This is a genomic window from Corynebacterium uberis, from assembly GCF_020616335.1.
GTDB lineage: Bacteria > Actinomycetota > Actinomycetes > Mycobacteriales > Mycobacteriaceae > Corynebacterium > Corynebacterium uberis.
On record NZ_CP085051.1, the window covers coordinates 626,652 to 647,676 of the forward strand.

The 21,025-nt window shown below is 68.3% G+C and carries 16 protein-coding genes; 10 read left to right on the top strand and 6 right to left on the bottom strand.

All coding sequences use genetic code 11. The features are described 5' to 3' along the window. Positions 1–3: 3 nt before the first annotated feature. Together LH390_RS02875 and LH390_RS02880 are read right to left on the bottom strand one after the other, a co-directional pair. On the bottom strand, positions 4–1,314 hold the full coding sequence (locus LH390_RS02875; RefSeq protein ID WP_227280674.1) for an Rv3212 family protein: 1,311 nt from the start codon (positions 1,312–1,314) through the stop codon (positions 4–6). After that, entirely contained in the window at positions 1,311–2,591 is a 1,281-nt protein-coding gene (locus LH390_RS02880) for a DEAD/DEAH box helicase (RefSeq protein ID WP_227280673.1), read from the bottom strand. Before LH390_RS02880 ends, LH390_RS02875 begins: the two co-directional genes overlap by 4 nt. 362 nt (positions 2,592–2,953) lie before the next feature. Here LH390_RS02880 and LH390_RS02885 point away from each other — a divergent pair, with 362 nt between their 5' ends. The 8 genes from LH390_RS02885 (at position 2,954) to LH390_RS02920 (ending at position 15,439) form a co-directional block, all read left to right on the top strand. After that, entirely contained in the window at positions 2,954–3,181 is a 228-nt protein-coding gene (locus tag LH390_RS02885) for a DUF3107 domain-containing protein (protein WP_227280672.1), read from the top strand. Positions 3,182–3,254: 73 nt separating this feature from the next. Next, positions 3,255–4,160, top strand: a complete 906-nt coding sequence (locus LH390_RS02890) for a DUF3152 domain-containing protein (protein WP_227280671.1) — start codon at positions 3,255–3,257, stop codon at positions 4,158–4,160. Next, a complete protein-coding gene (locus LH390_RS02895; protein ID WP_227280670.1) occupies positions 4,161–5,030 on the top strand; it encodes a TIGR02569 family protein in 870 nt (289 codons plus the stop codon). It abuts the gene before it with no gap. Between the two features lie 4 nt (positions 5,031–5,034). Continuing rightward, the gene (locus LH390_RS02900) at positions 5,035–8,154 is read left to right on the top strand and encodes an ATP-dependent DNA helicase (RefSeq protein ID WP_274709715.1); all 3,120 of its coding nucleotides are present in this window, start codon (positions 5,035–5,037) and stop codon (positions 8,152–8,154) included. Continuing rightward, positions 8,147–11,485 (top strand): ATP-dependent helicase, encoded by a 3,339-nt coding sequence (locus LH390_RS02905; RefSeq protein ID WP_227280668.1) that lies wholly within the window; start codon positions 8,147–8,149, stop codon positions 11,483–11,485. Before LH390_RS02900 ends, LH390_RS02905 begins: the two co-directional genes overlap by 8 nt. Before the next feature lie 32 nt (positions 11,486–11,517). Beyond that, the gene (locus LH390_RS02910) at positions 11,518–12,627 is read left to right on the top strand and encodes a potassium channel family protein (protein ID WP_227288270.1); all 1,110 of its coding nucleotides are present in this window, start codon (positions 11,518–11,520) and stop codon (positions 12,625–12,627) included. Between the two features lie 6 nt (positions 12,628–12,633). Next, positions 12,634–13,401, top strand: coding sequence for an NAD(+) diphosphatase (locus tag LH390_RS02915; protein WP_227280666.1), 768 nt, complete (start codon positions 12,634–12,636; stop codon positions 13,399–13,401). Then, complete coding sequence (locus LH390_RS02920) at positions 13,394–15,439, top strand: ATP-dependent helicase (protein ID WP_227280665.1); 2,046 nt, start codon at positions 13,394–13,396, stop codon at positions 15,437–15,439. Before LH390_RS02915 ends, LH390_RS02920 begins: the two co-directional genes overlap by 8 nt. Here LH390_RS02920 and LH390_RS02925 read toward each other — a convergent pair. Continuing rightward, a complete protein-coding gene (locus tag LH390_RS02925) occupies positions 15,410–16,297 on the bottom strand; it encodes a hypothetical protein (protein ID WP_227280664.1) in 888 nt (295 codons plus the stop codon). The genes LH390_RS02920 and LH390_RS02925 overlap by 30 nt on opposite strands. A 44-nt stretch (positions 16,298–16,341) precedes the next feature. Here LH390_RS02925 and LH390_RS02930 point away from each other — a divergent pair, with 44 nt between their 5' ends. Continuing rightward, entirely contained in the window at positions 16,342–16,887 is a 546-nt protein-coding gene (locus tag LH390_RS02930; protein WP_227280663.1) for a M48 family metallopeptidase, read from the top strand. A 21-nt stretch (positions 16,888–16,908) separates the two neighbouring features. On the opposite strand, the gene LH390_RS02935 is transcribed toward LH390_RS02930, so the two are convergent. Beyond that, complete coding sequence (locus LH390_RS02935) at positions 16,909–18,414, bottom strand: zinc-dependent metalloprotease (RefSeq protein ID WP_227280662.1); 1,506 nt, start codon at positions 18,412–18,414, stop codon at positions 16,909–16,911. An 81-nt stretch (positions 18,415–18,495) separates the two neighbouring features. On the opposite strand from LH390_RS02935, the gene LH390_RS02940 reads away from it, so the two are divergent. Continuing rightward, the gene (locus tag LH390_RS02940) at positions 18,496–19,557 is read left to right on the top strand and encodes a YlbL family protein (protein ID WP_428845006.1); all 1,062 of its coding nucleotides are present in this window, start codon (positions 18,496–18,498) and stop codon (positions 19,555–19,557) included. 94 nt (positions 19,558–19,651) lie between these two features. On the opposite strand, the gene LH390_RS02945 is transcribed toward LH390_RS02940, so the two are convergent. Then, positions 19,652–20,335 (bottom strand): hypothetical protein, encoded by a 684-nt coding sequence (locus tag LH390_RS02945; protein ID WP_227280660.1) that lies wholly within the window; start codon positions 20,333–20,335, stop codon positions 19,652–19,654. 106 nt (positions 20,336–20,441) lie between these two features. Then, on the bottom strand, positions 20,442–20,981 hold the full coding sequence (locus tag LH390_RS02950) for a PPA1309 family protein (protein WP_227280659.1): 540 nt from the start codon (positions 20,979–20,981) through the stop codon (positions 20,442–20,444). Positions 20,982–21,025: the final 44 nt, after the last annotated feature.

The window sequence follows — 21,025 nt, forward strand, 5'->3', positions numbered from 1 at the left end:
GCGCTACAGATCGCGCTGGAGCGCAACGACGGTGTCCCCGCGGCGCTCGATGATCTTGTCCTGGGCCACGCCCAGATAGACCGTCTCCGGGTGCTCCGGGCGGTCCACCCGGGGGGCAGACAGCTGTTGTCCCGACTTCGGGTTGATCACCCGCAGGCCGTCCTTGGTGGGGTAGGCAAAAGAGCCAGAAACCATCACGCCGGTGCCAATGGCGTCATCCAACACACGGGTCACGGCCAGGTTTTCGGGGTCGAAAAGATAGAGGCGCGAGCCGTCAAACCAGCTCATGTTGTTGGTCATATCCGCGGTCGCCGCGGCAAAGACGGACTCGGAGGCGGCCGCCTGGTCCGCCCACGGGGAGGCTGCCACGTCCTTGACCGCAGCCCGGGACCCATCCTTCTTAGCAAAGCTGATGATCCGCGGGTGGCTGCCGCCCACATAGACCGCGGCGTGCGTGGCGCTGACGGCCACCACCGCTGCGGGGCCATCCAGCTTGATGTCCTTGAGTATTTCCGGCTTGCGGGACTGCTTCGGGGTGGTCTTTTGCAGGCGCAGCCAGGAGCCCTTATCCGCCGGGCACGTCTCCGTGACGGCGAGGAGGTCCTTGCGGGTCAGGGCCGAATCGATGGCGCAGTCTTCGTGCGGCTGCAGGTTCGGCTCCTGCTTGGCAATGACCTGCCCATACTCCACGGTGCGCACCAGGTCAGAGCGCCACAGCTCCACGCGGTTGCGGGCCACGGTGCCCACATTGTCATTGGAAGACAGGGCCCAGACCGGGTCGCCGTTGTAGGCCGAGCGGGTGCGGGCGTAGGCGCCGTCGGTGCCGCGCAGGGCTACCACGTCGCCGCAGCCCAGGCCGTCGCGATAGGTGACAATCACCTTGTCCCAGGCCACCGCGGTGGAGCACAGCTCGCGATCCCGCGAGTAGGACCACACCTCCTGGCCCTTAGTGTCCACGGCGCGCACGCCGTGATCATCATTGACAATGACCAATCCCTGGGTCACCAGCGGCCGGGTCACCCCGCGCAGGGGCGTGGCGGTGGCGCTCCAGGCTGGTGACACCCGCTGCGGTACTGGGATCGCTACCGGCGGGGCGCTGAACTCTTCCTGCGCCACGTGGTGGTCCACCTGGTTGGCGGGGGCGGTGAGCATCACGCCGGCCACGCCAAGGACGGCGACGCCGGCGATGACGCCGGTGGCAATCAGGTCTCCGCGGGTGCGTCGCAGGGGCCGCCCGGCACCGTCCTGTGACTGTGGTGGCGCGGGCGGTGCGGGCGGGGTTTGCGGAGTCTGCGGGTCTACGGGGTGGCTCACCGCTGGCGACGCCCCTTTCGTCTGGCTTGCGTGTTGGCACCCCCAAAGACCTTGCGCGGGGAACCGACGGTATCTGATACGTGGTCGGGCAGGTTGAAGGCTTCGGCGAGTTCGGGGGAGGTGGAGAACCACTGCGGGGGCTCCGGCTGCCCAAGGTCTACCTCGTCGTTGACGGCCTGCCACTTCGGTAGTTCATCGTAACCGATCAGCGTCACGGCGGTTCCGCTGCTCCCAGCACGCCCTGTGCGGCCGATTCGGTGGACGTAGGTCATGGGGTCGTCGGGGGTTTGGTAGTTGACCACGTGGGTGACGTCATCGACGTCGATGCCGCGGGCGGCGACGTCGGTAGCCACCAGGATTTCAATGGTGGCATCGCGGAAGGCTTTCAGGGAGCGCTCGCGTGCCGGCTGGCCCATGTCCCCGTGGACGGCGCCCACCAGGAAACCGCGCTGCGCGAGGTCTTCGGACACCTGCGCGGCGGCCCGCTTGGTGCGCGTAAAGATGATCGTGCGCTGGCGTGTCGGGGATTGCAGGATGCGTGCCAGGATGGCCGGCTTGTCCATGCGGTGTGCTTGGAACACCACCTGCTTGGTGTTCTTGTGGGTCATCCCAGATTCGGCCTGTTCGGCGCGGATGTGCACCGGGTGGTGGAGGAAGGACCGGGCCAGGGTGAGGATGGGCCCGGGCATGGTCGCGGAAAACAGCATGGTCTGGTGCTTGTGGGTGAGGGCGGAGAGGATCTTTTCAATGTCCGGAAGAAAGCCCAGATCGAGCATCTCGTCCGCCTCGTCGAGGACCAGCACCGCCACTTTGTCTAGGCGTAGGGATCCGCCTTGGTGCAGGTCCAATAGTCGGCCCGGGGTGCCCACGATGACGTCGGCGCCGGAGTTGAGGGCGTCAATCTGTTCGTCGTAGGGGCGCCCGCCGTAGATGGTGACCACGCGCACGGGCAGGTTGGCGGCCGCGACGCGGAGGTCTTCGCCGACCTGGTCAGCCAGCTCGCGGGTGGGGGCGACGACTAAAGCCCGGGGGGACCCGTCGAGTTCTTCGACGTCGGCGGAGTCGAAGACTCGGTCGAGCAGCGGCACCCCATAGCCGAGGGTTTTGCCCATGCCGGTACGCGCCTGCCCAATGATGTCCTTGCCATCGAGGGCCAGCGGGAGCGTCAGCTCCTGGATGGCAAAGGTGTGGGTGATGTTGACGCGGGCCAGCGCGTCACAGATTTCGGCGGCGACACCAAGGTCGCTGAAGGTGGGGCTACCAGTTAGTGCAGACACACCCTAGATACTATTCGTTGGAAGCTATGATGGTCTCATAGCTCGTGGCCTAGGGCCTGCCCAGTTGGCCTAGGATCCTCGCGGACCACAGGAGTTTGCGGCCTCCACCGTGACGCCGCCGCGGTCGCGTCCCGGTGATACCACCGTCACGGCGCGGTGCCGGCGGGATTGTTGCGGCGGCGGACGCTGCGGTGTGTGCCTGTCGGAGCGGCCGGAGTCCAGGTAGTCTGCGAGGATAATGGTCCCTGGGACGGGCGCTGTGGCTGCGGCGTGGCCTGGCATCGCGCCGCCAGTGTCGGCGATACGTCAATGAGACCGAGCATGATTCGACGGTCCGAAAAGGAAAGGTCTTAGTAGCTTTTATGGATATCAAGATCGGTTTTACCCAGGCTCCCCGCGAGCTAGTTATCTCCAGCTCAGCGGAGCCGAAGGATATTTCCCAGAAGGTTGCGCAGGCGCTGGGCGGACAGGATGCGACGTTGACCCTTGAGGATGATAAGGGCCGGTCTTATGTGCTGCGCACGGACGCTATCGCCTACGTGGAGGTGGGACTGCCGGAGCGGCGCTCCGTGGGATTCGCCGGAGCCTAGCTGGGCTTCCGCGAGAGCACGGCGCATGTTGCTGGTTGGTTGTTCTTAAAGAAAGAGCGTGTAGGCCCCGATCATGGTTTCTGAAAGCCCCCTGGTTCGCTTCGCTCGTGACTACGGATGGCGCGCGTATGCCATCCCCGTCCTGGCGGTGATTACCGTGTGGATCCTGGTGGACGTGTTCACCTCGCCCACGGATTCGGATGACGCTGCCTCGGCGCAGGTGGCGGCGACGCAGCAGGCCGGCGAGCACGGGGGTGGCCACCAGCATGATCACCAGGGGGAAGAGGGCAAGACGGGGCCGAATCCGGCGGATGCGGCCGCCCCTGCGGTGGCGCCTGATCAGCTGCCGGCTGGAGGCCCGTTTACAGAGCGCGGTGATGCGACGTATCGGGTGATCGGCACTCCGGGGCTGGCGGTTGGCCAGGGCCGGGAGAAGGTGGTGCGCTACGTCATCGAGGTTGAGGGCGGGGTGGATACTGCCGGGGTCGGCGGGGATGACGCGCTGGCCGCGATGATCGATGCCACCCTGGCTAATCCCAAGGGGTGGACCCATGACCCGGCGTTCCGCTTTGAGCATGTGGGCGCGGATCAAGACCCGAACATGCGCATTCAGCTGACCTCTGTGGGCACAACCCATGAATTGTGTGGGACGAATTTGGCCATGGAGACCAGCTGCTTCTACACCGACGGCAACCGCGTGGTCATCAACGAGTCGCGGTGGGTGCGCGGGGCCGCCCCGTTTGCCGGTGACGTGGGTTCCTATCGCCAGTACCTGATCAACCATGAGGTTGGCCACGGGCTGGGCTATGAGCACCACGAGCCGTGCCGGGCGAGCGGGGAGTTGGCACCGGTGATGATGCAGCAGACGTTGAGCCTGGACAATTCGCAGCTGCATGCCTTCGATTCTGCGGAGGTCTACCCCGATGATCACGCCCAGTGTTTGTACAATCCATGGCCCTATCCAAAGGTGGCACCGTAAATGAAGTCAGTGAATAAGCCGGAACAGCAGCCGCAGGCCCAGCCGGAGGCGGAGCCCATGGAGCTGCCGGAGCAGGTGGCGGACATCTTCCACGCGGACGGCGCGCCGGGTTCGGCAGTGCCTTTGGGTGCGGCGTGGGATTACGGGTGGCGCCGCGGGGGCATCGTGTTGTCGCGCGCGTTGGGCCCGCATACGGCGTGGTCTGCGCGGGTGCGCGAGGGCCTATCGCCGCGTGGCGTGTCGGTGGCGCGGCCGGTGCGCGCCACGGATGGGCGGTATGTGGCGGGGGGTTGGAAGGCCACCGTCTTTGCGCCGGGGGAGCCTGCGGCCCGGGTGGATGAGACCGCTGCCGCGGCGTTGCGGCTGGCCGATGCCTTAGCGGAGGTTTCCGAGCGGCCGGACCAGGGCAGCAGCGATGTGTTTTCCTTGGCGGATCAGGCGGCTTGGTCGGCGACGCTGACGCAGGTGGATCAGAACTTAGAAGACGGATTGGATCGGGACCTGATCGCGGTGCTGCGCCAGGCGCGCACGGCGGTGTCAGGTCCGGTCCAGGTGGGCCATGCGGACATGCTGGCTACCACGATTTACGCGGGCGATGCGGCCCCGGTGGTCACTGATCTGGTGGGCGTGGTCCACCCGCATGGGTATACGGCTGCTCAGGTGATTGCGGACGGCCTGCTTGCGCGGGCGGTGGACCCGGGGATTTTGGATCGCTTCTCCTTCGTGCCGGATTGCCTCCAGCTGGTGATTCGCGCGTTGCTGTATCGCGTGTACGTGCATGCCTTGTTGGATTCGGCGCATCCGAAGGCCACGGGCCGCCTGGCGGAGGTCACGGAGCTGGTGTTGTCTCATCCGGGGGCGCGGCGTTAAACCCATGGTCAGTGCTGCACATGCGGGGGTTGGTGGCGCACCGATTCCACAGATTCGGTTGGTGGCGGGCACACCGGGGGCGTCGACAAGCGATGTGCGCCGCCAGTGGCCGCAGCTGCCGCACGAGGGCTCCTGGGTGGTGTCGGGACCTGCGGGTTCGGGGGTGAGTTCTTTGCTTATCGACGCCGCCGTCGCGCGCGTCGACGCCACCCACCCATTGTCGGGACTACTCATGATCGCCGCGTCGAAGGATGCCGGGGTACGGATGCGCCGGGAGCTCTACGCGGCGCTTCCCCCCGCGGCGATGGTGACTCAGGATTCCCCGGTGCGCTCGATCCACTCGCTGGCGTTCGCCCTGCTGCGGCAGGCGACGCGCACCGATGAGGGCGCGCAGGTGCGCCTGATTACGGGGGCGGAGCAGGATGCGGTGTTTAGGGAGCTGCTCGCCTGGCAGGCCGCGGAGGGGCGTGGTGGGTGGCCGGCGGAGTACGTCCCGGCGCTGACCATGGTGGGTTTTGCCCGTCAGCTGCGCGACTTTTTGTTGCGCGCCGCGGAGCGTGGCGTGGGCCCGGAGCGGCTGCGCGAGCTGGGTAAGACGTACCGGCGTCCCGTGTGGGTGGCGGCCGGGAATTTCCTGCAGGAATATGACCGCGCCATGGCGCTTACTGAACAGCGGTGGTACAGCGCCTCTGAGCTGGTCAGCGCGGCGCTCGACCAGGTGCGCCGGGACCCGGACCTGATAGCGGACGCCGGCTGGCACAGCATCTTCGTCGATGACGCCCACAATCTGGACCCGCGCTCGGGCGAGCTGATCGCCGAGGTGGCCAAGCACGCCGAGCTCGTGGTGGTGGGCGGGGACCCGGAGCAGTCCATTTTCCACTTCCGGGGCGCAGACCCGGCGGTGTTGAAGAATTTTCCGGCTGACCACCACCTGCGGCTGGAGCATTCGTGGCGCCACCCCACCCGGTCGGTGGTGCGGGCGGCCACCCCAGCCGCGGAGATGGCGGCGGTGGCCGATTGGGTGCGCCGCGCGCACCTGATCGATGGGGTGGAGTGGTCCCAGATCGCGGTGGTGGTGCGGTCCTCGCCGCAGGTGGAGGCGGTGCGTCGGGCGCTGCACGCGGCGGGCGTCCCGGTTTTCGTGCCCACCACGGATGTGGTGCTGGCCCACCAGCCGCTGGTGCGCTCGGTGCTGCTAGCGGCGGCGTCGTTAGCGCGGGAGCTGACCCACGAGGAGTGGGAGGCCGTGGTGCTCGGCCCGGTGGGCGGGGCGGATCCGGTCACGCTGCGGCGGTTGCTGCGCGGATTGCGCCGGTGGGACATGTCGCGGCGCGCGATGGATACGCTGCGCGACCTGCTGGTTCATTCTCCGGATCCGGACGTGCAGCTGGAGCTCGAAGAGGTGCTCACAGGCCGGGAGCTGGAGATCCTGGAGCGGGTGCGTGGGGTGCTGGCCGCGGGCCGCCAGGAGCGCAACCAGCACGGCTCGGCCGAGGAGGTGCTGTGGGCGCTGTGGCAGGAGACCGGCGTTGCCGATCGGCTCATGGCGCAGGCCCTGCGCGGAGGGGTCGCCGGGGCGCAGGCTGATCGGGACCTGGATGCGGTGATGGCGTTGTTCGATGCCGCGGGCGATTTCGTGGAGCGCCGCCCGGCCGCCGGGGTGGATTCCTTCGTGGAAACCATGATGAGCCAGGATTTGCCCACTGGCGTGCGCGACCGCCGCGGCGTGGTCTCGCCGGCGGTGGAGGTGACCACCGTGCACGCCACCGCCGGGCGGCAGTGGGCGCGCGTGGTCATCGCCGGGGCGCAGGATCACCTGTGGCCGGCGTTGGGGGAGACCGGCAGCCTCTTCGAGCAGGAAGAGCTGGTGGATCTGCTGGACAGGGACGTCGACCCGGATGTCTTTGTGGGGCGCCGCGAGGACAAGTTAGCCGAGGAGGCCCGCCTGTTCGGGGTGGCCTGCACGCGGGCGACGCAGGCGGTCCTCATCACCGCGGTGCATGACCCGGACTCAGAGGAGCCAGTGGAACTGACCAGGTTTGCCGCGGACCTGCCGGGTGCCACTACCCCCGCGGTGGCCGACGCCGCGCCAGACGCACCAGCCCCGGGGGACCACGAGGTGCCGGAGCTCGGCCACCGGGTGCTCTCCCGCACGCACCTGATCGCCGAGCTGCGCCGGGAAGTCTGCGATACGGCGGCCCCACAGTGGCGGCGCACGCAGGCGGCGCGCGGGTTGGCGCGGCTGGCGGCAGCGGGAGTGCCGGGGGCGGATCCGGAGCAGTGGTGGGCGACCACGGAGGCGTCGACAAGCGTAGAGCTGCGGCCCGCCGGGCAGACGGTGGCGCTGTCCCCGTCGCGCATTGAGTCGCTGGATGCCTGCCCGCTGCGCGCCGTCGGCGAACAGATCCTCGGCGAGTCCACGCATTCTGATGCTTCCGTCTTTGCCATGCTCAAAGGCACGCTGGTGCACGGGTTTGCGGAGGCCCTCCAACGCGGCGCGGATCCTGCCGCCGCCCGCGAGCTGGTCACCGCCGCTTTCGCCGAGCTGCCCGGCATGCCGCCGTGGGCCCGCCAGACGCGAAGGGAGGAGTGGGACGAACTCCTCGATCGGACCTCCTCCTGGCTGGCCGCCCGCGGGCGCTTCACGCTCGTTGGCGTTGAGGTGGACGTGAATGTGGACCTGGGCAACGGGGTGGCCATCCGCGGGCGCATCGACAGGCTGGACAAGGACGACGCCGGGGATCACTTCATCGTCGATCTCAAAACCGGCAAGAACGCACCTACCCAGAAAAAGACCGAGCAGCAGATGCAGCTGCAGGCCTACCAGCTGGCGTTGACCCGCGGCACCATCACCGCCCGCGGCGTGACCACCGGGCAACCCCACCCGGAGTGCGGCGGCGCGCTGCTGGTCTACCCGGGAACCTCGGCGAAGTCCGTGACGTGCCGCCAGCAGGCACCGCAAACCCCACAACAGGGCGAGCAACTCGCCGCCTACCTGCCCGAGCTGGCCCACCACATGCGCGGGCCGCGGCTGTGCGCCCGCCTCAACGATGGCTGCTCGTCGTGTCGCCTGCGCACCATCTGCCCACTGCAACCAGAAGGACGGGCGAGCACGGATGTCTAACCGCGAACCCATCTCCCCAGCGCTGCTCGCCGCGGTGCTGGGGCGCAACAAGCCCACCGACCAGCAGGCCCGCGTCATCGCCGCGCCTCCGGGGCCGCTGCTGGTGGTCGCCGGTGCGGGCGCCGGCAAGACAGAGACCATGGCGTCGCGGGCCGTGTGGATGGTGGCCAATGGACTCGTCGCCCCGGAACAAATCCTCGGGCTGACGTTTACGCGCAAGGCCGCCCGCCAGCTGGATAAGCGCATCCGGGACCGGCTGGCCATGCTTGCGGGCAGCCCCAAGCTGCGCGATGTTGATCCCACCGGGCAGCTCGCCCGGACGTTGGCCAACCCGCAGCCCAGCGTGCACACCTATGACGCCTACGCGGGGGCGCTCGTCCACCAGTACGGGCTGCTCGCCCCCGTCGAACCTGACGCCCGCCTCATCGGACGGGCAGAGCTCGTGGACCTAGCCTCCCGGATTCTTAGCGACTACCACGGCGACCTGAGCACCAGCCATGCCCCGGCAACGGTGGTCAATACCCTGCTTGACCTGCATGCGGAGATGGCTAACCACCAGGTCGCCGCCGCCGACATCCAGGAAGAAACCGCGGCGCTGCTCGACATGTTCGAGCAACTGCCCAAGGGGCCGCGGCAACGCGGTGATGGGACCACCGACGTCATTCGTTCCTGGCTCAAGACCCAACGCCAGCGCCTGGACTACCTGCCGCTGGTGGACCTTCTGAACACCACGCTTGCGGACCGCGGCCTGGCCACCTTCGGCGGGCAGATGGCCGTCGCCGCCGCCCTGGCCCGCAACCACCCGATCGTCGGGGAGAGCCAGCGCCGCCGCTACCGGGTGGTCATGCTTGACGAATACCAGGACACCTCGCACGCCCAGCGGGTCCTGCTGCGCTGCCTGTTCGGCCAGGGCGCAGACCCGGAGCTCACCGTCAATGCGGTGGGCGATCCCATGCAAGCCATCTACGGGTGGCGTGGCGCCACCGCGGCCAACCTCCAGGCGTTTGCGGAAGACTTTCCCACCCCCACCGGCCCTGCGCCCCACGCCGAACTGACCGTCAGCTTCCGCAACCCACCCGCGGTCCTGGACCTGGCCAACGCCGTGTCCTCCAGCGTCCTCGGCGCCCCGGGAACCCCCAGCCGCAGCGTCGCGCCCCTGGAATCCTTTGACGCGGCCGCCCCCGGGCGGGTCCAGCTGGCCTGGTTCGACACCGCGGATGCGGAGCGCTCCTATGTTGCAGACGAGCTGGCGCAGCGCTACGAACGCGCCCAGCAGGAAGGCGAGCACTTCACCGGCGCGGTACTCGTGCGGGCGAACAAGCACTCCGGGCCAATGGCGGCCGAGTTAACGCAGCGCGGAGTCCCGGTGGAAATCGTAGGCCTCGGCGGGCTGCTCAGCGTCCCGGAAGTCGCCGACATGCTGGCCTTTGCCACCCTTCTGATACGCCCGGACGATGACACCCAGGCCGCGCGGATCCTCCTGGGGCCCGCCGTGGGCCTGGGCTGGGCAGACGTGCGCGCGCTGGCGCGCCGGGCCGCCAACCTGGCCGGGCGTTCCCGCGATCACAGCGCCCCCCAGCCCCAGGACGAGGATCCGCTCGAACGCCTCCGCGCCATCATCGCCGAGGCCACCCCGCCAGTAGCAGAACAAAATGCCGGACTGGGCGATGCGATTGCAGACCTCGGCGAGGCCCCCGACTTAAGCCCGGAGGGGCGCCGCCGCATCAGCGACCTGGCCAGCCGGCTGCGCTACCTGCGCACCCACAGCCTGGCCAAACCCTTGCCCGAACTCTTCGCAGACATTGAGACCCTCAGCGGTATCCGCATCGAAGTGCTCGCCCGGCAGGATCCGCGTGCCGACGCCGCCGCCGGCACCGTCCACCTGGACCGACTCGCCGAAGAAGTCGCGGCCTACTCCCACATCCCCGGCGCCACCCTCGCCGGCCTGCTGGACTACTTCGAGCTCGCCCGCACGGAAGAAGACGGGCTGGCCCCCGGGCAGGTGATCGTGCGTGCAGACCGGGTGCAGATCCTGACCATCCACAAAGCCAAGGGCCTGGAATGGGGCACCGTGGCCGTGCCGCACACGGACGCCGGCACGTGGAAGGTCAAGGTCAGCTCCTTTCTCACCAACGTCGGCCACGTCCCGTCCACCCTGCGCGGCGATGCCCAGGAGGAAGGCCAGGACCGCGGCCATTCCGGGGCCGTGCCCATCTTCGCGGCAGGTGACGCCGAGGATCGTTCCGAGTTTCAGGCCCTGGGCAAGGATTTTCTCAAGGAGATCCGCGCCGACCTTAGCGAGGAGCACGCGCGCCTGTTCTACGTGGCCATCACCCGGGCAGAACGCGACCTGCTGGTCACCGGCGCCACCAAACGCGACTCAGGCGCACAGAGCGCACCCTACGAGCTCATGGAGCTGCTCGCCCGAATCGCGCCGGATGCCGTCGACCCGGACGCGCCCCTGCCGGGGGCAGACGGCCCCGAGGAGGACGAACCCGGCCCCGAGGACGCCGAGGCCGTGGCCACGGAGCTCAGCCCCCGCCTAGAGCCCAGCCCGCAGGTGGCCGACGGCGCGGCCCTTGTCGCCGCCGCGCTTGAGCAGCTACCCGCCCCCGCTGACGGTGAACTCGCCGAGCTGTGGGAGGCGGACGTGACCGCCCTTATTGAAGAACACCGCGCCGCATCCGCCCCCCGCGTGGACGTGGAACTGCCCGGCCAACTGACTGCCTCCCATCTCGTGGCGCTGCGCAGTGACCCGGAGCAATTCGCCCGCCGCCTGCGCCGCCCCGTGCCGTTTCGCCCCAATTCCTATGCCAAGCGGGGCACCGCCTTCCACCAGTGGCTCGAAGACCGTTTTGGGGCCCAGCACCTCCTGGACGAAGACGAGCTGCCCGGCGTGGGCGAGGAGGCGGTGCGCGCGCAGGACCTTGACCGACTCAAGGAGGCGTTCTTAAACAGCCCCTGGGCGCAGCGCAGCCCCGTCTACGTGGAGCACCCCTTCGAGGTCTCCATCGGTGGGCGTACCATTCGTGGGCGCATCGACGCCATTTTCCGGGACCCCGAGGACGGCCACTGGATCATCGTGGACTGGAAGACCGGGCCCAAGCCGCGAGGAGCGGAGCTGGAGGCAGCCGCCGTGCAGCTGGCCGTCTACCGGGTGGCCCTGGCCCACCAGCTCGCCGCGCAGGGGTATCAGGACCCGGACATCCGTGCGGCCTTCCACTACGTATCGTGGAACTACACCTTCGAGCCGGCGCAGCTGCTTGATGAACGCGGCCTCGAAGAGCTCATGGCCCGCGCGACGTCGCCGGGGGACAGGCCCGCCGACTAAGGTCTGTGGCAGCAATGGCGTGCGCGCCAACCATGCCAACGGGGCTGACGGAGAAAGGATCCAGCGTGGCCAATAGATTCCGGGAGCGCTTTCGCACCGACGGCGAGCTCAATTCGCTTCCGGTGCACGGCCTGTTGGGGGTCATCTCTATCCCCGGCAAGCCGCGGTCGAGCCCCTGGGTGCTCATCGCTACCCGCATCGGGTATGCGCTGCTGCTGCTCATCATCGTCTCAGTCATCGTCTACCTGGACCGCGATGGCTACACAGAGACACTGACCTTCATCGACGCGCTGTACTACTCCGCGGTGTCCCTGTCGACTACCGGCTACGGGGATATCACTCCGGTGACCCAGCATGCGCGTCTGCTCAACATCGTCCTGATCACCCCGATGCGCATTGCCTTCCTGGTCATCTTGGTTGGCACCACGCTGTCGGTGTTGACGGAGGAGTCCCGTAAATCCCTGCTTATCCAGCGCTGGAGGAATCGCGTGCGCAACCACACCATCGTCGTCGGCTACGGAACCAAGGGGCGCTCAGCGGTGGCGGCGCTGCTGGCCGATGGGGTGCCGGCCAACCAGATCGTCATCATTGACACGGACCGCTCGGCGCTCAACCGGGCGGAAAACCTGGGCCTGGTCACCGTCTATGGCTCTGCCACCAAGGCGGATGTGCTCAAGGTCGCCGGTGTGAATCGGGCGCGCGCCGTGGTGGTTGCCCCCAACATGGATGACACGGCCGTCCTGGTCACGCTCTCGGTGCGCGAGCTAGCCCCCAGCGCCATGATCGTGGCCAGCGTGCGCGAGCACGAAAACCAGCACCTGCTGGAGCAGTCCGGGGCGGATTCGGTGGTGATTTCCTCCGAGACCGCCGGGCGCATGCTCGGCCTGGCCACCGTCACCCCCTCAGTGGTGGAGATGATGGAAGATTTGTTGTCGCCCGATGAGGGCTTCTCCGTGGCTGAGCGTCCCGTCGCGGAGGATGAGGTGGGGGCCAACCCGCGGCATCTGGCAGACATTGTGCTGGGCGTGGTGCGCTCCGGGGAGCTCTACCGCATCGATTCGCCGGAATCGGAGACTGTCGAGCCAGGCGACCGGCTACTATTTGTCCGCCGGGTCACCGGTGATGATGTGAAGGGGCAGTAGATCGCGGTGTTGATTGGCATTGACCCGCAGTATCGGGTGGCGGTGCGCCCGGGCGGCCAGCCGGTGGATATGAGCGGCCAGGTGCCGCTCGGCGGGTTGACGGTGGGGCTTGGCCCCGAGGTGTCGGTGGCCCGCATGAGCGCAGAGCTTGTCGACGCCGCGGCCGCACAAGTCGGCGGTCGCGTTGCGGCGGTGCGGGAGCTCAGTGGGCTGCAGCTGGTGGTGCGCGCGGCGGCGGTGCTGCGGCACCGGGAGACCTGCCGCTTCGACGCGGCGACGGGAGCCGAACTGAGCTTCGCACAAGACAGCCTGGTTGGCCGCACCCCGGAGGGCGCGCAGGTCTATCCGCAGATCAGCCCGGCGGTGATTGGGTTGGTGGCAACGCAGGACGGCCAGCGGGTCCTGCTGGGGCGCAACGCGCAGCGCGCGCAGTATTTCTCCCTGATCGCCGGCTACGTGGAGCTGGGGGAGACCATCGAGGCCGCGTTCGTGCGGGAGCTGCGCGAGGAGACCGGGGTGTTGGGTACGGATGTGCGCTATTGGGGCAGCCAGCCGTGGCCGATGTCTGGGTCTGTGATGCTCGGGGTGACGGCAACGTGCCTGGACCCCACCGCGGTCGGCCCCACGGACGGCGAGCTGGTGGAGACCCGCTGGGTCACCCGCGCCGAGCTTGCCCAGCTGCCGCTTCCCGCGCCGGGATCCATAGCGCATACGATGATCAGCTGGTGGGCGAACCACCAGGAACACCTAGAAAAGGGGGGAAATCATGATTGATCTTGAGGCGTTGGATGCGGATCAGCGGGTGGCAGCGACGGCGCCGCGGGGCCCGGTGTGCATCCTGGCCGGAGCTGGCACGGGCAAGACCCGCACCATTACGTACCGGATTGCCCATCTCATCGACGCGGGATTTGTCTCGCCCCAGCGGGTGCTGGCGGTGACGTTTACGGCCCGCGCGGCCGGGGAGATGCGCGACCGGCTGGTGCACATGGGCGTCGGCGGGGTGCAGGCGCGAACGTTTCACGCCGCGGCGCGGCGCCAGCTGCGCTACTTTTGGCCGCAGGTGGCCGGGGACCTGCCGTGGCGCTTGGTGGATAACAAGTTTCCGCTGGTGGGGCGCGCCGCGCGCGGGGTGGGCCTGGAATCCCACAAGGAAATGGTGCGCGACCTGCTCGGGGAGATCGAGTGGGCCAAGGCCTCGCTGATCACGGCGGATCAGTATGCGGAGGCGATAGCCGGCAGCCACCGCACCCCGCCGGCGCGCCCGGAGCAGGTCGCCGAGGTCTACCGGCGCTATGAGGCCGCGAAGTCAACCCCGGAAGGGATGCTGCTGGACTTTGATGACCTGTTGCTGCACACGGCAGGGGCGTTGGAAAACTCCCCGGCCGTGGCCGAGGAGTTCCGCGAGCAGTACCGCACGTTTATTGTGGACGAGTATCAGGACGTGACCCCGCTGCAACAGCGCGTGTTGCAGGCGTGGCTGGGCCAGCGCGATGACCTGACGGTGGTGGGGGATGCGAACCAGACCATTTACTCGTTCACGGGAGCCAGCCCGGAGTTCTTGTTGAACTTTTCGCGCGACTATCCGGACGCCACGGTGGTCAAGTTACAGCGGGATTACCGCTCGACTCCGCAGGTGACAGACTTGGCCAACACGGTCATCGGGCAGGCCCGCGGCCGCATCGCCGGCACTCGCCTCCAGCTGGAGGGGGTGCGCGCGCCGGGCCCGGAGCCGGAGTATCACGGCTATAGCGATGAGCCGACGGAGGCGCGGGAGATCGCGGGAGCGATTTTGACCCTGCTCAACTCGGGGGTGCCCGCCCACGAGATCGCGGTGCTCTATCGCGTCAATAGCCAGTCGGCGGTCTTTGAGCAGGCGCTGTCGGATGCCGGCATCGTCTATCAGGTCCGCGGTGGAGAGGGGTTCTTCCAGCGCCCGGAGATCAAGCAGGCGATCAGCGAGCTGGTGCGCGTGGCACAGCGCCCGCGTGACGACGCCCCCTTAGCCGACGTTGTGCGCGCCGCGCTTGCCCCGCTGGGGTTGACGCCCACCGAGCCGGCCGGTGCTCAGGCGCGGGAGCGCTGGCAGCTGCTCGGCGCGCTGGCGGACCTGGCCGAGGAGCTGGCCCACGACATTCCAGACCTGGACATGCCGGGGCTGATCGCCTCCTTGCGGCAGCGCGCGGAGGCAGGCCAACCCCCGCAGGTGGCGGGGGTGACCCTGGCCAGCCTGCACGCGGCGAAGGGCCTGGAATGGGACGCGGTTTTTCTGGTGGGGCTGGTTGAGGGCACGCTGCCCATCCGGCACGCCATCAAGGCCGGGGATCACCAGATCGAAGAAGAGCGCCGCCTGTTCTACGTGGGGATTACTCGTGCGCGCGAGCACCTGCACCTTTCGTGGTCGGCCGCCCGCCAGGAGGGCGGGCGCGGCACGCGTAAGCACACGCGTTTCCTTGACGGCATCATCGCGGAGCCAGAGATCTCTCAGACGCCACCGCGCGGCTCCCGCCCGCAGCGCTGCCGGGTGTGCGGCAGGGCGCTGCACTCGGCCACCCAGAAGGTCCTGGGCCGCCACGAGGATTGCCCGGCGGAGGCGGACGCGGCCGTGTTTGAGGGGCTGCGCGCATGGCGCAGCGAACGCGCCCGCGAGCTGGACGTGCCCGCCTACATCGTCTTTTCGGATGCCACCCTCACCGCCATTGCTGAGGCACTGCCCAGCACGAACGAGGAGCTGCTGGACATCTCCGGGGTGGGGCCGGTGAAGATAGAAAAGTTTGGCCCCTCCCTACTTCAGGCCCTGGAGGCTTTTCGGTAGCTCAGCGGGCACCCGGGGCGCGCCGTGGGCAGCCCGGCACAGCGGGCACAGGCGGTGGGTGTGGCACTGCGAGGCAGTAGTCGTACCGTAGGGGTCCACGGTGATGACGTCACCGGGCAAAGGCGTGCTGTGCGGCCAACCCGGCGGCGCGGGCAGGCCACTGAGGATGCTTAGCCAGGCGGCCGCCCGGGCGGCCGTGGCCGCGACGAGCACCGGGTCTGCGCGCTGAGCGGCCGGGCCGTAGTCGGGGGCGACCCGGTGCCAGCCCGGGTCCGCCTGCGATCGGTGTAGGTCGCGGCACATAGGGCATGGCCCGGAGCCCCACATGCGCAGGGGGCCGACCACCCCGCGGGCGTCCATGATCGCGGCGGGGATGATGATGTCCGCCCCGGCGACGATCGCGGGGGCGATGGTGCGGGTGTACGCGAGCTGATCGGCAAGGACCACCGGGGTGCCGGGGGCGCTGTAGGACAGGTAACTGCGCAGGTCCTCTTGCGCGAGGGGGCGGCGCACGGTGAAGGAGAGGCTGTCGGTCAGGGCGGCGAGGGCGTCGGCAAGCGGGGAGCGGCCCACGATGATCACGGTGGGGGTCTCGGGCACCGGATGGATGATGCCGTAGGCGAGCAGATCGGACAGTACGATCGCGGCGTCGTGGGCGTCCATGCCCGCGGCGACGAGCCGGGAGCTGAGTGTGCAGAGTTCTTCCGGGGCGTCGGCAAGCGGGCATAAGGCGGCCACGACTTGGGCGGCGTGGTCGACGTGCAAGACACCCGCGGTGGTGGCGTCGAGCCCGAATTGCACGTGGGAACCGTCGCGCAGGAGGGGCCAGCTGTAGCGCGAGAGGGCGACGACGCTCATGGCCGATCCGCCCCGCGGCGGCGAGAACAGTAATATCTCATGCTATGTCCGACCGCTCCCGCGCCGCTGCGGTTCCCGACGGCGGCGATACACCCGAAGTCACCGTCATTCGTTCTGCGCGGCGAACGCGGACGGTGCAGGCCCGCTGGGTCTCCGGGAAGATCGTCGTGCGCATCCCCGCCCGCATGAGCGCGCAAGAAGAGCGCGATGTGGTCGCCGACATGGTGGCCCGACTCCGGGCACGCAGCGCGGCGAGCGTCGGGGACGCGGAGCTGGCCTCCCGCGCCGCGGCGCTCAACGCCGACTACCTGGAGGGGCGCGCCCGCGCCGGATCGGTGAGCTGGTCTGCGCGCCAGGCCACCCGCTGGGGGTCCTGCACCACGGCCACGGGGGCGATTCGCATCAGCGATCGGCTGCGTGAGGTGCCCGGCTACGTCCTTGACGCGGTGCTCATCCATGAGCTCGTGCACACCTTCATCCCCGGTGGGCACACCGCCGAGTTTTGGAGCTGGGCTAATCGGGCCCCGCAGGCCGAGCGCGCCCGCGGGTACCTGGAGGCCTACCAGCGCTGGGGGACTGGCTCCCGCTAAAGGCCCTGGGGCGGCAGGCAGCTAGGAGTCCGAGCGGGGCTGTTGGTCCTGCCCGTCATCCGAATCCGAATCAGAATCCGGGGTTTCCGTCTCCTTCTCGGTGCCCTCTGTGGCGGCGTCTGTGCTGCCTTCTTCGGTGGCCAGCCGCTTCTCCAACGCCTCGATCTCGCTGATGGGATCGAAATCAGCCATGCCGCCATCATCGATGAGCCCGTCAATGAACTCGGCAGAGTTGTCCAGGTCCTCCGCGACGGGGAGGAAGTCCGGGTGATCCCACACCGCATCGCGGCGCTGGGGGCCCACGGCGGTGTCGGCGCGGGCCCACAATTCCATGGCTTCCGCGACCTTGGGGGCGGCAAATTCGATGCCCACCACCCGGGAGAAGGCCTGCTCGGCGGAGCCGCCGGTAGCGCGGCGCCGACGCCACGCCTCATTCATGGCGGCGGTCGACGGGATCCTCTCGCCCATGGCCGCGGTGACCACGTGCTCAACCCAGCCCTCGATAAGCGCCAGCAGCGTCTCCAGGCGGGTAACTGCCGCGGCGTTGCGGGAGGTGATCCGCGGGGACAGGTCCATGCCCTGCAGCTGGCTCATCGCCTCCTGGATGGCACTCGGATCGCCGGACTCCAGGTTGAGCCCGCGGGCGGCCTCCTCAATGTGCGAGGTGTCAATGACCAGCCCCTGCGCGTACTCCTCCACGGAGGAAACCAGGCGCTCCACCAGCCAAGGCACGTGGCGGAAGAGCCGCTGGCGGGCAGCCTCGCGTGCGGCGATGTAGACCAGCACCTCCTGAGAGGCGATGCCCAGATCGCGCGCGAGGGTTTGAATATTGCCGGTGAGCAGCGCGGTGGTGCCGGTGGGGGCGACCGGAATGCCAAAGTCCGACCCAGTCAACGCCTGGGTGGCCAAGTCGCCGAGCGCGTGGCCCAGCTGCATACCAAAGTTCATGCCGGACATCTGCTTCATCATCGCGGCCATGGGGCCCATCATCGAGCGGGCCTCCTCCGGAAGCGAATCCAGCTGGGCCTGGCCCATGTGCTCGGCGACCGGGGTGACCAGGCGCTTCCACATGGGCATGGTCTTATTCAGCCAATCCTCCGCGGACCAGGCCACGGGGGTGCCCTCCCCGGCGGGGAGTTCCGTGGCCTCACTGAGCCACAGGTCTGCCAGGCGTACGGCCTCCGCCACCGCGGCGGTGTCAGAATCCTTGACGCTGCCGGCCCGGTGCTGGGCGTCTAAACGCTGGCGAGCAATGCGCTCAGCCATATCAAAGTTCACCGGCCCCGCCCCGTCCGGGGAGTTCATGGAGGAACCCATGCCGCTCAGCATCTGCCCAAATTGGCTAAGAATATCGCCTAGGCCACCGCCGGCGCCGCCGAAGCCGAAGGCCTCGAAAGGATTCGATCCGCCCCGGTTGCCGTCATTATTGGACCCGGAGTCGCCGGGCTTGCCGGAGTCGCCGGAACGATCGTCATTGTTGTCATCGCCAAAGTTGCCAAAATGGAAGCCAAATCCGCCTGTGCTCATGTCACCAACCTACCGGCGCGACCGACCCGGGAGCCATAGTGCGAGCTACGCTGACAGCGAACACGCCGGGTACGCTGTCCGATTGTGTCCCATCAAAGCCGCCGCCTAACCACACTGACCTGGGGAGCGCTGCCCCTGCTCGCGCTGACGGTGCTGGTGAGCCTGGATCATGTTCCCGGTACCAGCATTGATCTGACCGTTCCCTATGCCGCCCAGGGGCCCGGCCCCACCATCGATACGCTCGGCGCGGTTGATGGCAAGCAGGTCGTAGAGATCACCGGCGCGCAGGCCCAGCCGACCGACGGGCACCTCAATATGACCACCGTGTCAGTGCGCTCCCACATGACCCTGGCGCAGGCGCTGGGCCGCTGGCTGCTCACCGATGACACCCTGGTGCCCATCGAGCAGGTCTTCCCACCGGATAAGTCCCCCGAGGAGGTCACGCAAGCCAACACCATCGCCTTTTCCAACTCGGAGGCCTCCGCCACGGTGGCCGCCCTCAACCACCTCCACCGGGCGCTCCAAGTCGAGGTTGCAGACGTCCTTGGGCAGTCCGCTGCGGAAGGGACCCTCAAAGCCGGAGACGTCATCCGGGCAGTCGACGCCACCCCGGTGGATCGGCCCGGACAGGTGCGCGACGCGGTGGCGCGCCATCAACCCGGAGAGCAGCTTGCGCTGACCATCGAGCGCGACGGTGCGCGGCGCGATGTCACGGTCACCCTGGGCTCCGACCCCGAAGACCAGACTGCCCCCTTGTTGGGGATCCTCATGAGCTCCGCATCCGCCGACGGCATTGCTGTGGATTACAACCTCAGCGATATCGGCGGCCCCTCGGCGGGACTGATCTTCTCCCTGGCCGTGGTGGACAAGCTCAGCCCGGGGTCCGTGACCGGCGGCAAGTTCGTGGCGGGCACGGGCACCATCGCGGAGGACGGCACGGTGGGGCCCATCGGCGGCATCGAGCATAAGGTGACCGCGGCCCAGGAGGCGGGCGCGGAGGTCTTTTTGTCCCCGGCGGCCAACTGCCAGGCGGCGCTGGGCGGCAAGCATGATTCCATGACCGTGATCAAGGTGGATACCCTCGACTCGGCGTTGCGCTCCCTGCATGACTACGCGGAGGGCAAGCAGGTCCCCACCTGCTAAAACCCGCAGAACTGGCCGCTCCTGTTGCGGTGGCCGCTGCGCGGAGCGCCCGTGCGCAGGGCCACCGGGGCAACGGGGCTACCGGCTACCGGGGCTACCGGGCGCTCGGTGTGGGGTGCGCGCTCGCGGTGGGGGAGACGGAAGCGGTGGGGCTGTGGGTGGCCGCGGCGGCGTCGACAAGCCCCAAGTCGATCAGCCGGGTCATCGGATCGATTTTGCCGGAGGACACCGGCTGCTGCATGAGCTGCCCAGCCTTGCGATCAACCACCGTGATCACCGCGGTGGAGCCCAGCGTGGACCAGCCGACGATGCGCGAACCGTCGTCGGAAACGATGTGTGAGCTTTGCAGACCCGTGAGCAGCTCGACGGTCGAATCGGCCTTGGCGCGATCGTTGAAGAACTGGAACTGCCCGCTCGCCGCGCCCGTGCACTCGGGCGATCCCTCCAGGCCAGAGGGGTTGCAGGAGTCAAAGTGCGTAAAAAAGCTCTCCGGGGCCAGCGCGGAGAAGGTGTGCGCCACCTCGGCGATGGCCTGGGCCTCCTTGGACTCCTTGGCGGCCTTCGGATCCTTGTCCGCTGACGCGCTGGCGGACGGGGAGGAGGTACTGTCCGCGGGGGTAGCGGCGTTGGTGGCGCCGGATTCCTGCGTGGGCTCCGGATCGGGCGCGGATCCCCCGCACGCGCTCAGCCCGGCGGCGAGGGCGAGTGTGCATGCGGTGAGGAGCACCCGCGTGGCGCGCGGTTGGGGGGACACGAGGGCGAGGTCGACGTGGCTCACTTGACAGGGTTTCCTTTTTTAAACAATCCAGAATCCAACTTCGATGGCGCCGCACTCGGGTGCGCCCGGTGGGGGCCAAGCAGAGTCGACGCGGTACCGCTTCATACTAATTCACCGCGCCTTCCCCCCGCTCGGAGTCGAAACCGTAGGCCAGGGCGGCAATGACGTCCGGGGCCACCCCGGGGCCTCCGCGCAGTTCAACCTGGTCTTCTGCGAACAGTCCGGCGCGTTCGAGGTCCTCCGGGGAGGGGCGCAGCTGCAGCAGCGTGAGTTCCTCGCCGGTATGGAGCACACCGGAAAATAGGCGGGCGGGGCGCGGCGCGGCGTCGCTCGTTGCGGTATCGCGGAAGACAATCTCTTGTGCCAGCACCGCGCCGACGACCTGCGGCGGCCACGTCACGCGAGACAGGTAGTCTGCCAGCTCACCAGATCCGGGGCGCAGGTGGCCCGGGAGATCCTGAACCACCAGCGTCAGCGGGGAGTCATCTTCTCCGCTTATCGACGCCCCCCACTGCTCCTCGAGCACATCCGCCGGCACCAGCCCAAACAGGGTTGGGGGGCCGTCCCAGCCCTCGGCATGAACAAAGTCCACGGCCTCAAGCATGGCCTTGTTGAGCATTTGTTGGGTCAGGGGCTGGTGGGGCATGAAAGTCCTTCGTCGTTAGTCGTCATTGTTCAGACCACATAACA

Coding starts and splice junctions, on each gene's coding strand:
- LH390_RS02885 (WP_227280672.1), top strand. CDS start 2,954: ATGGATATCAAGATCGGTTTTACCCAGGCTCCCCGCGAGCTAGTTATC.
- LH390_RS02890 (WP_227280671.1), top strand. CDS start 3,255: ATGGTTTCTGAAAGCCCCCTGGTTCGCTTCGCTCGTGACTACGGATGG.
- LH390_RS02895 (WP_227280670.1), top strand. CDS start 4,161: ATGAAGTCAGTGAATAAGCCGGAACAGCAGCCGCAGGCCCAGCCGGAG.
- LH390_RS02900 (WP_274709715.1), top strand. CDS start 5,035: ATGGTCAGTGCTGCACATGCGGGGGTTGGTGGCGCACCGATTCCACAG.
- LH390_RS02905 (WP_227280668.1), top strand. CDS start 8,147: ATGTCTAACCGCGAACCCATCTCCCCAGCGCTGCTCGCCGCGGTGCTG.
- LH390_RS02910 (WP_227288270.1), top strand. CDS start 11,518: ATGCCAACGGGGCTGACGGAGAAAGGATCCAGCGTGGCCAATAGATTC.
- LH390_RS02920 (WP_227280665.1), top strand. CDS start 13,394: ATGATTGATCTTGAGGCGTTGGATGCGGATCAGCGGGTGGCAGCGACG.
- LH390_RS02925 (WP_227280664.1), bottom strand. CDS start 16,297: ATGAGCGTCGTCGCCCTCTCGCGCTACAGCTGGCCCCTCCTGCGCGAC.
- LH390_RS02930 (WP_227280663.1), top strand. CDS start 16,342: ATGTCCGACCGCTCCCGCGCCGCTGCGGTTCCCGACGGCGGCGATACA.
- LH390_RS02935 (WP_227280662.1), bottom strand. CDS start 18,414: ATGAGCACAGGCGGATTTGGCTTCCATTTTGGCAACTTTGGCGATGAC.
- LH390_RS02950 (WP_227280659.1), bottom strand. CDS start 20,981: ATGCCCCACCAGCCCCTGACCCAACAAATGCTCAACAAGGCCATGCTT.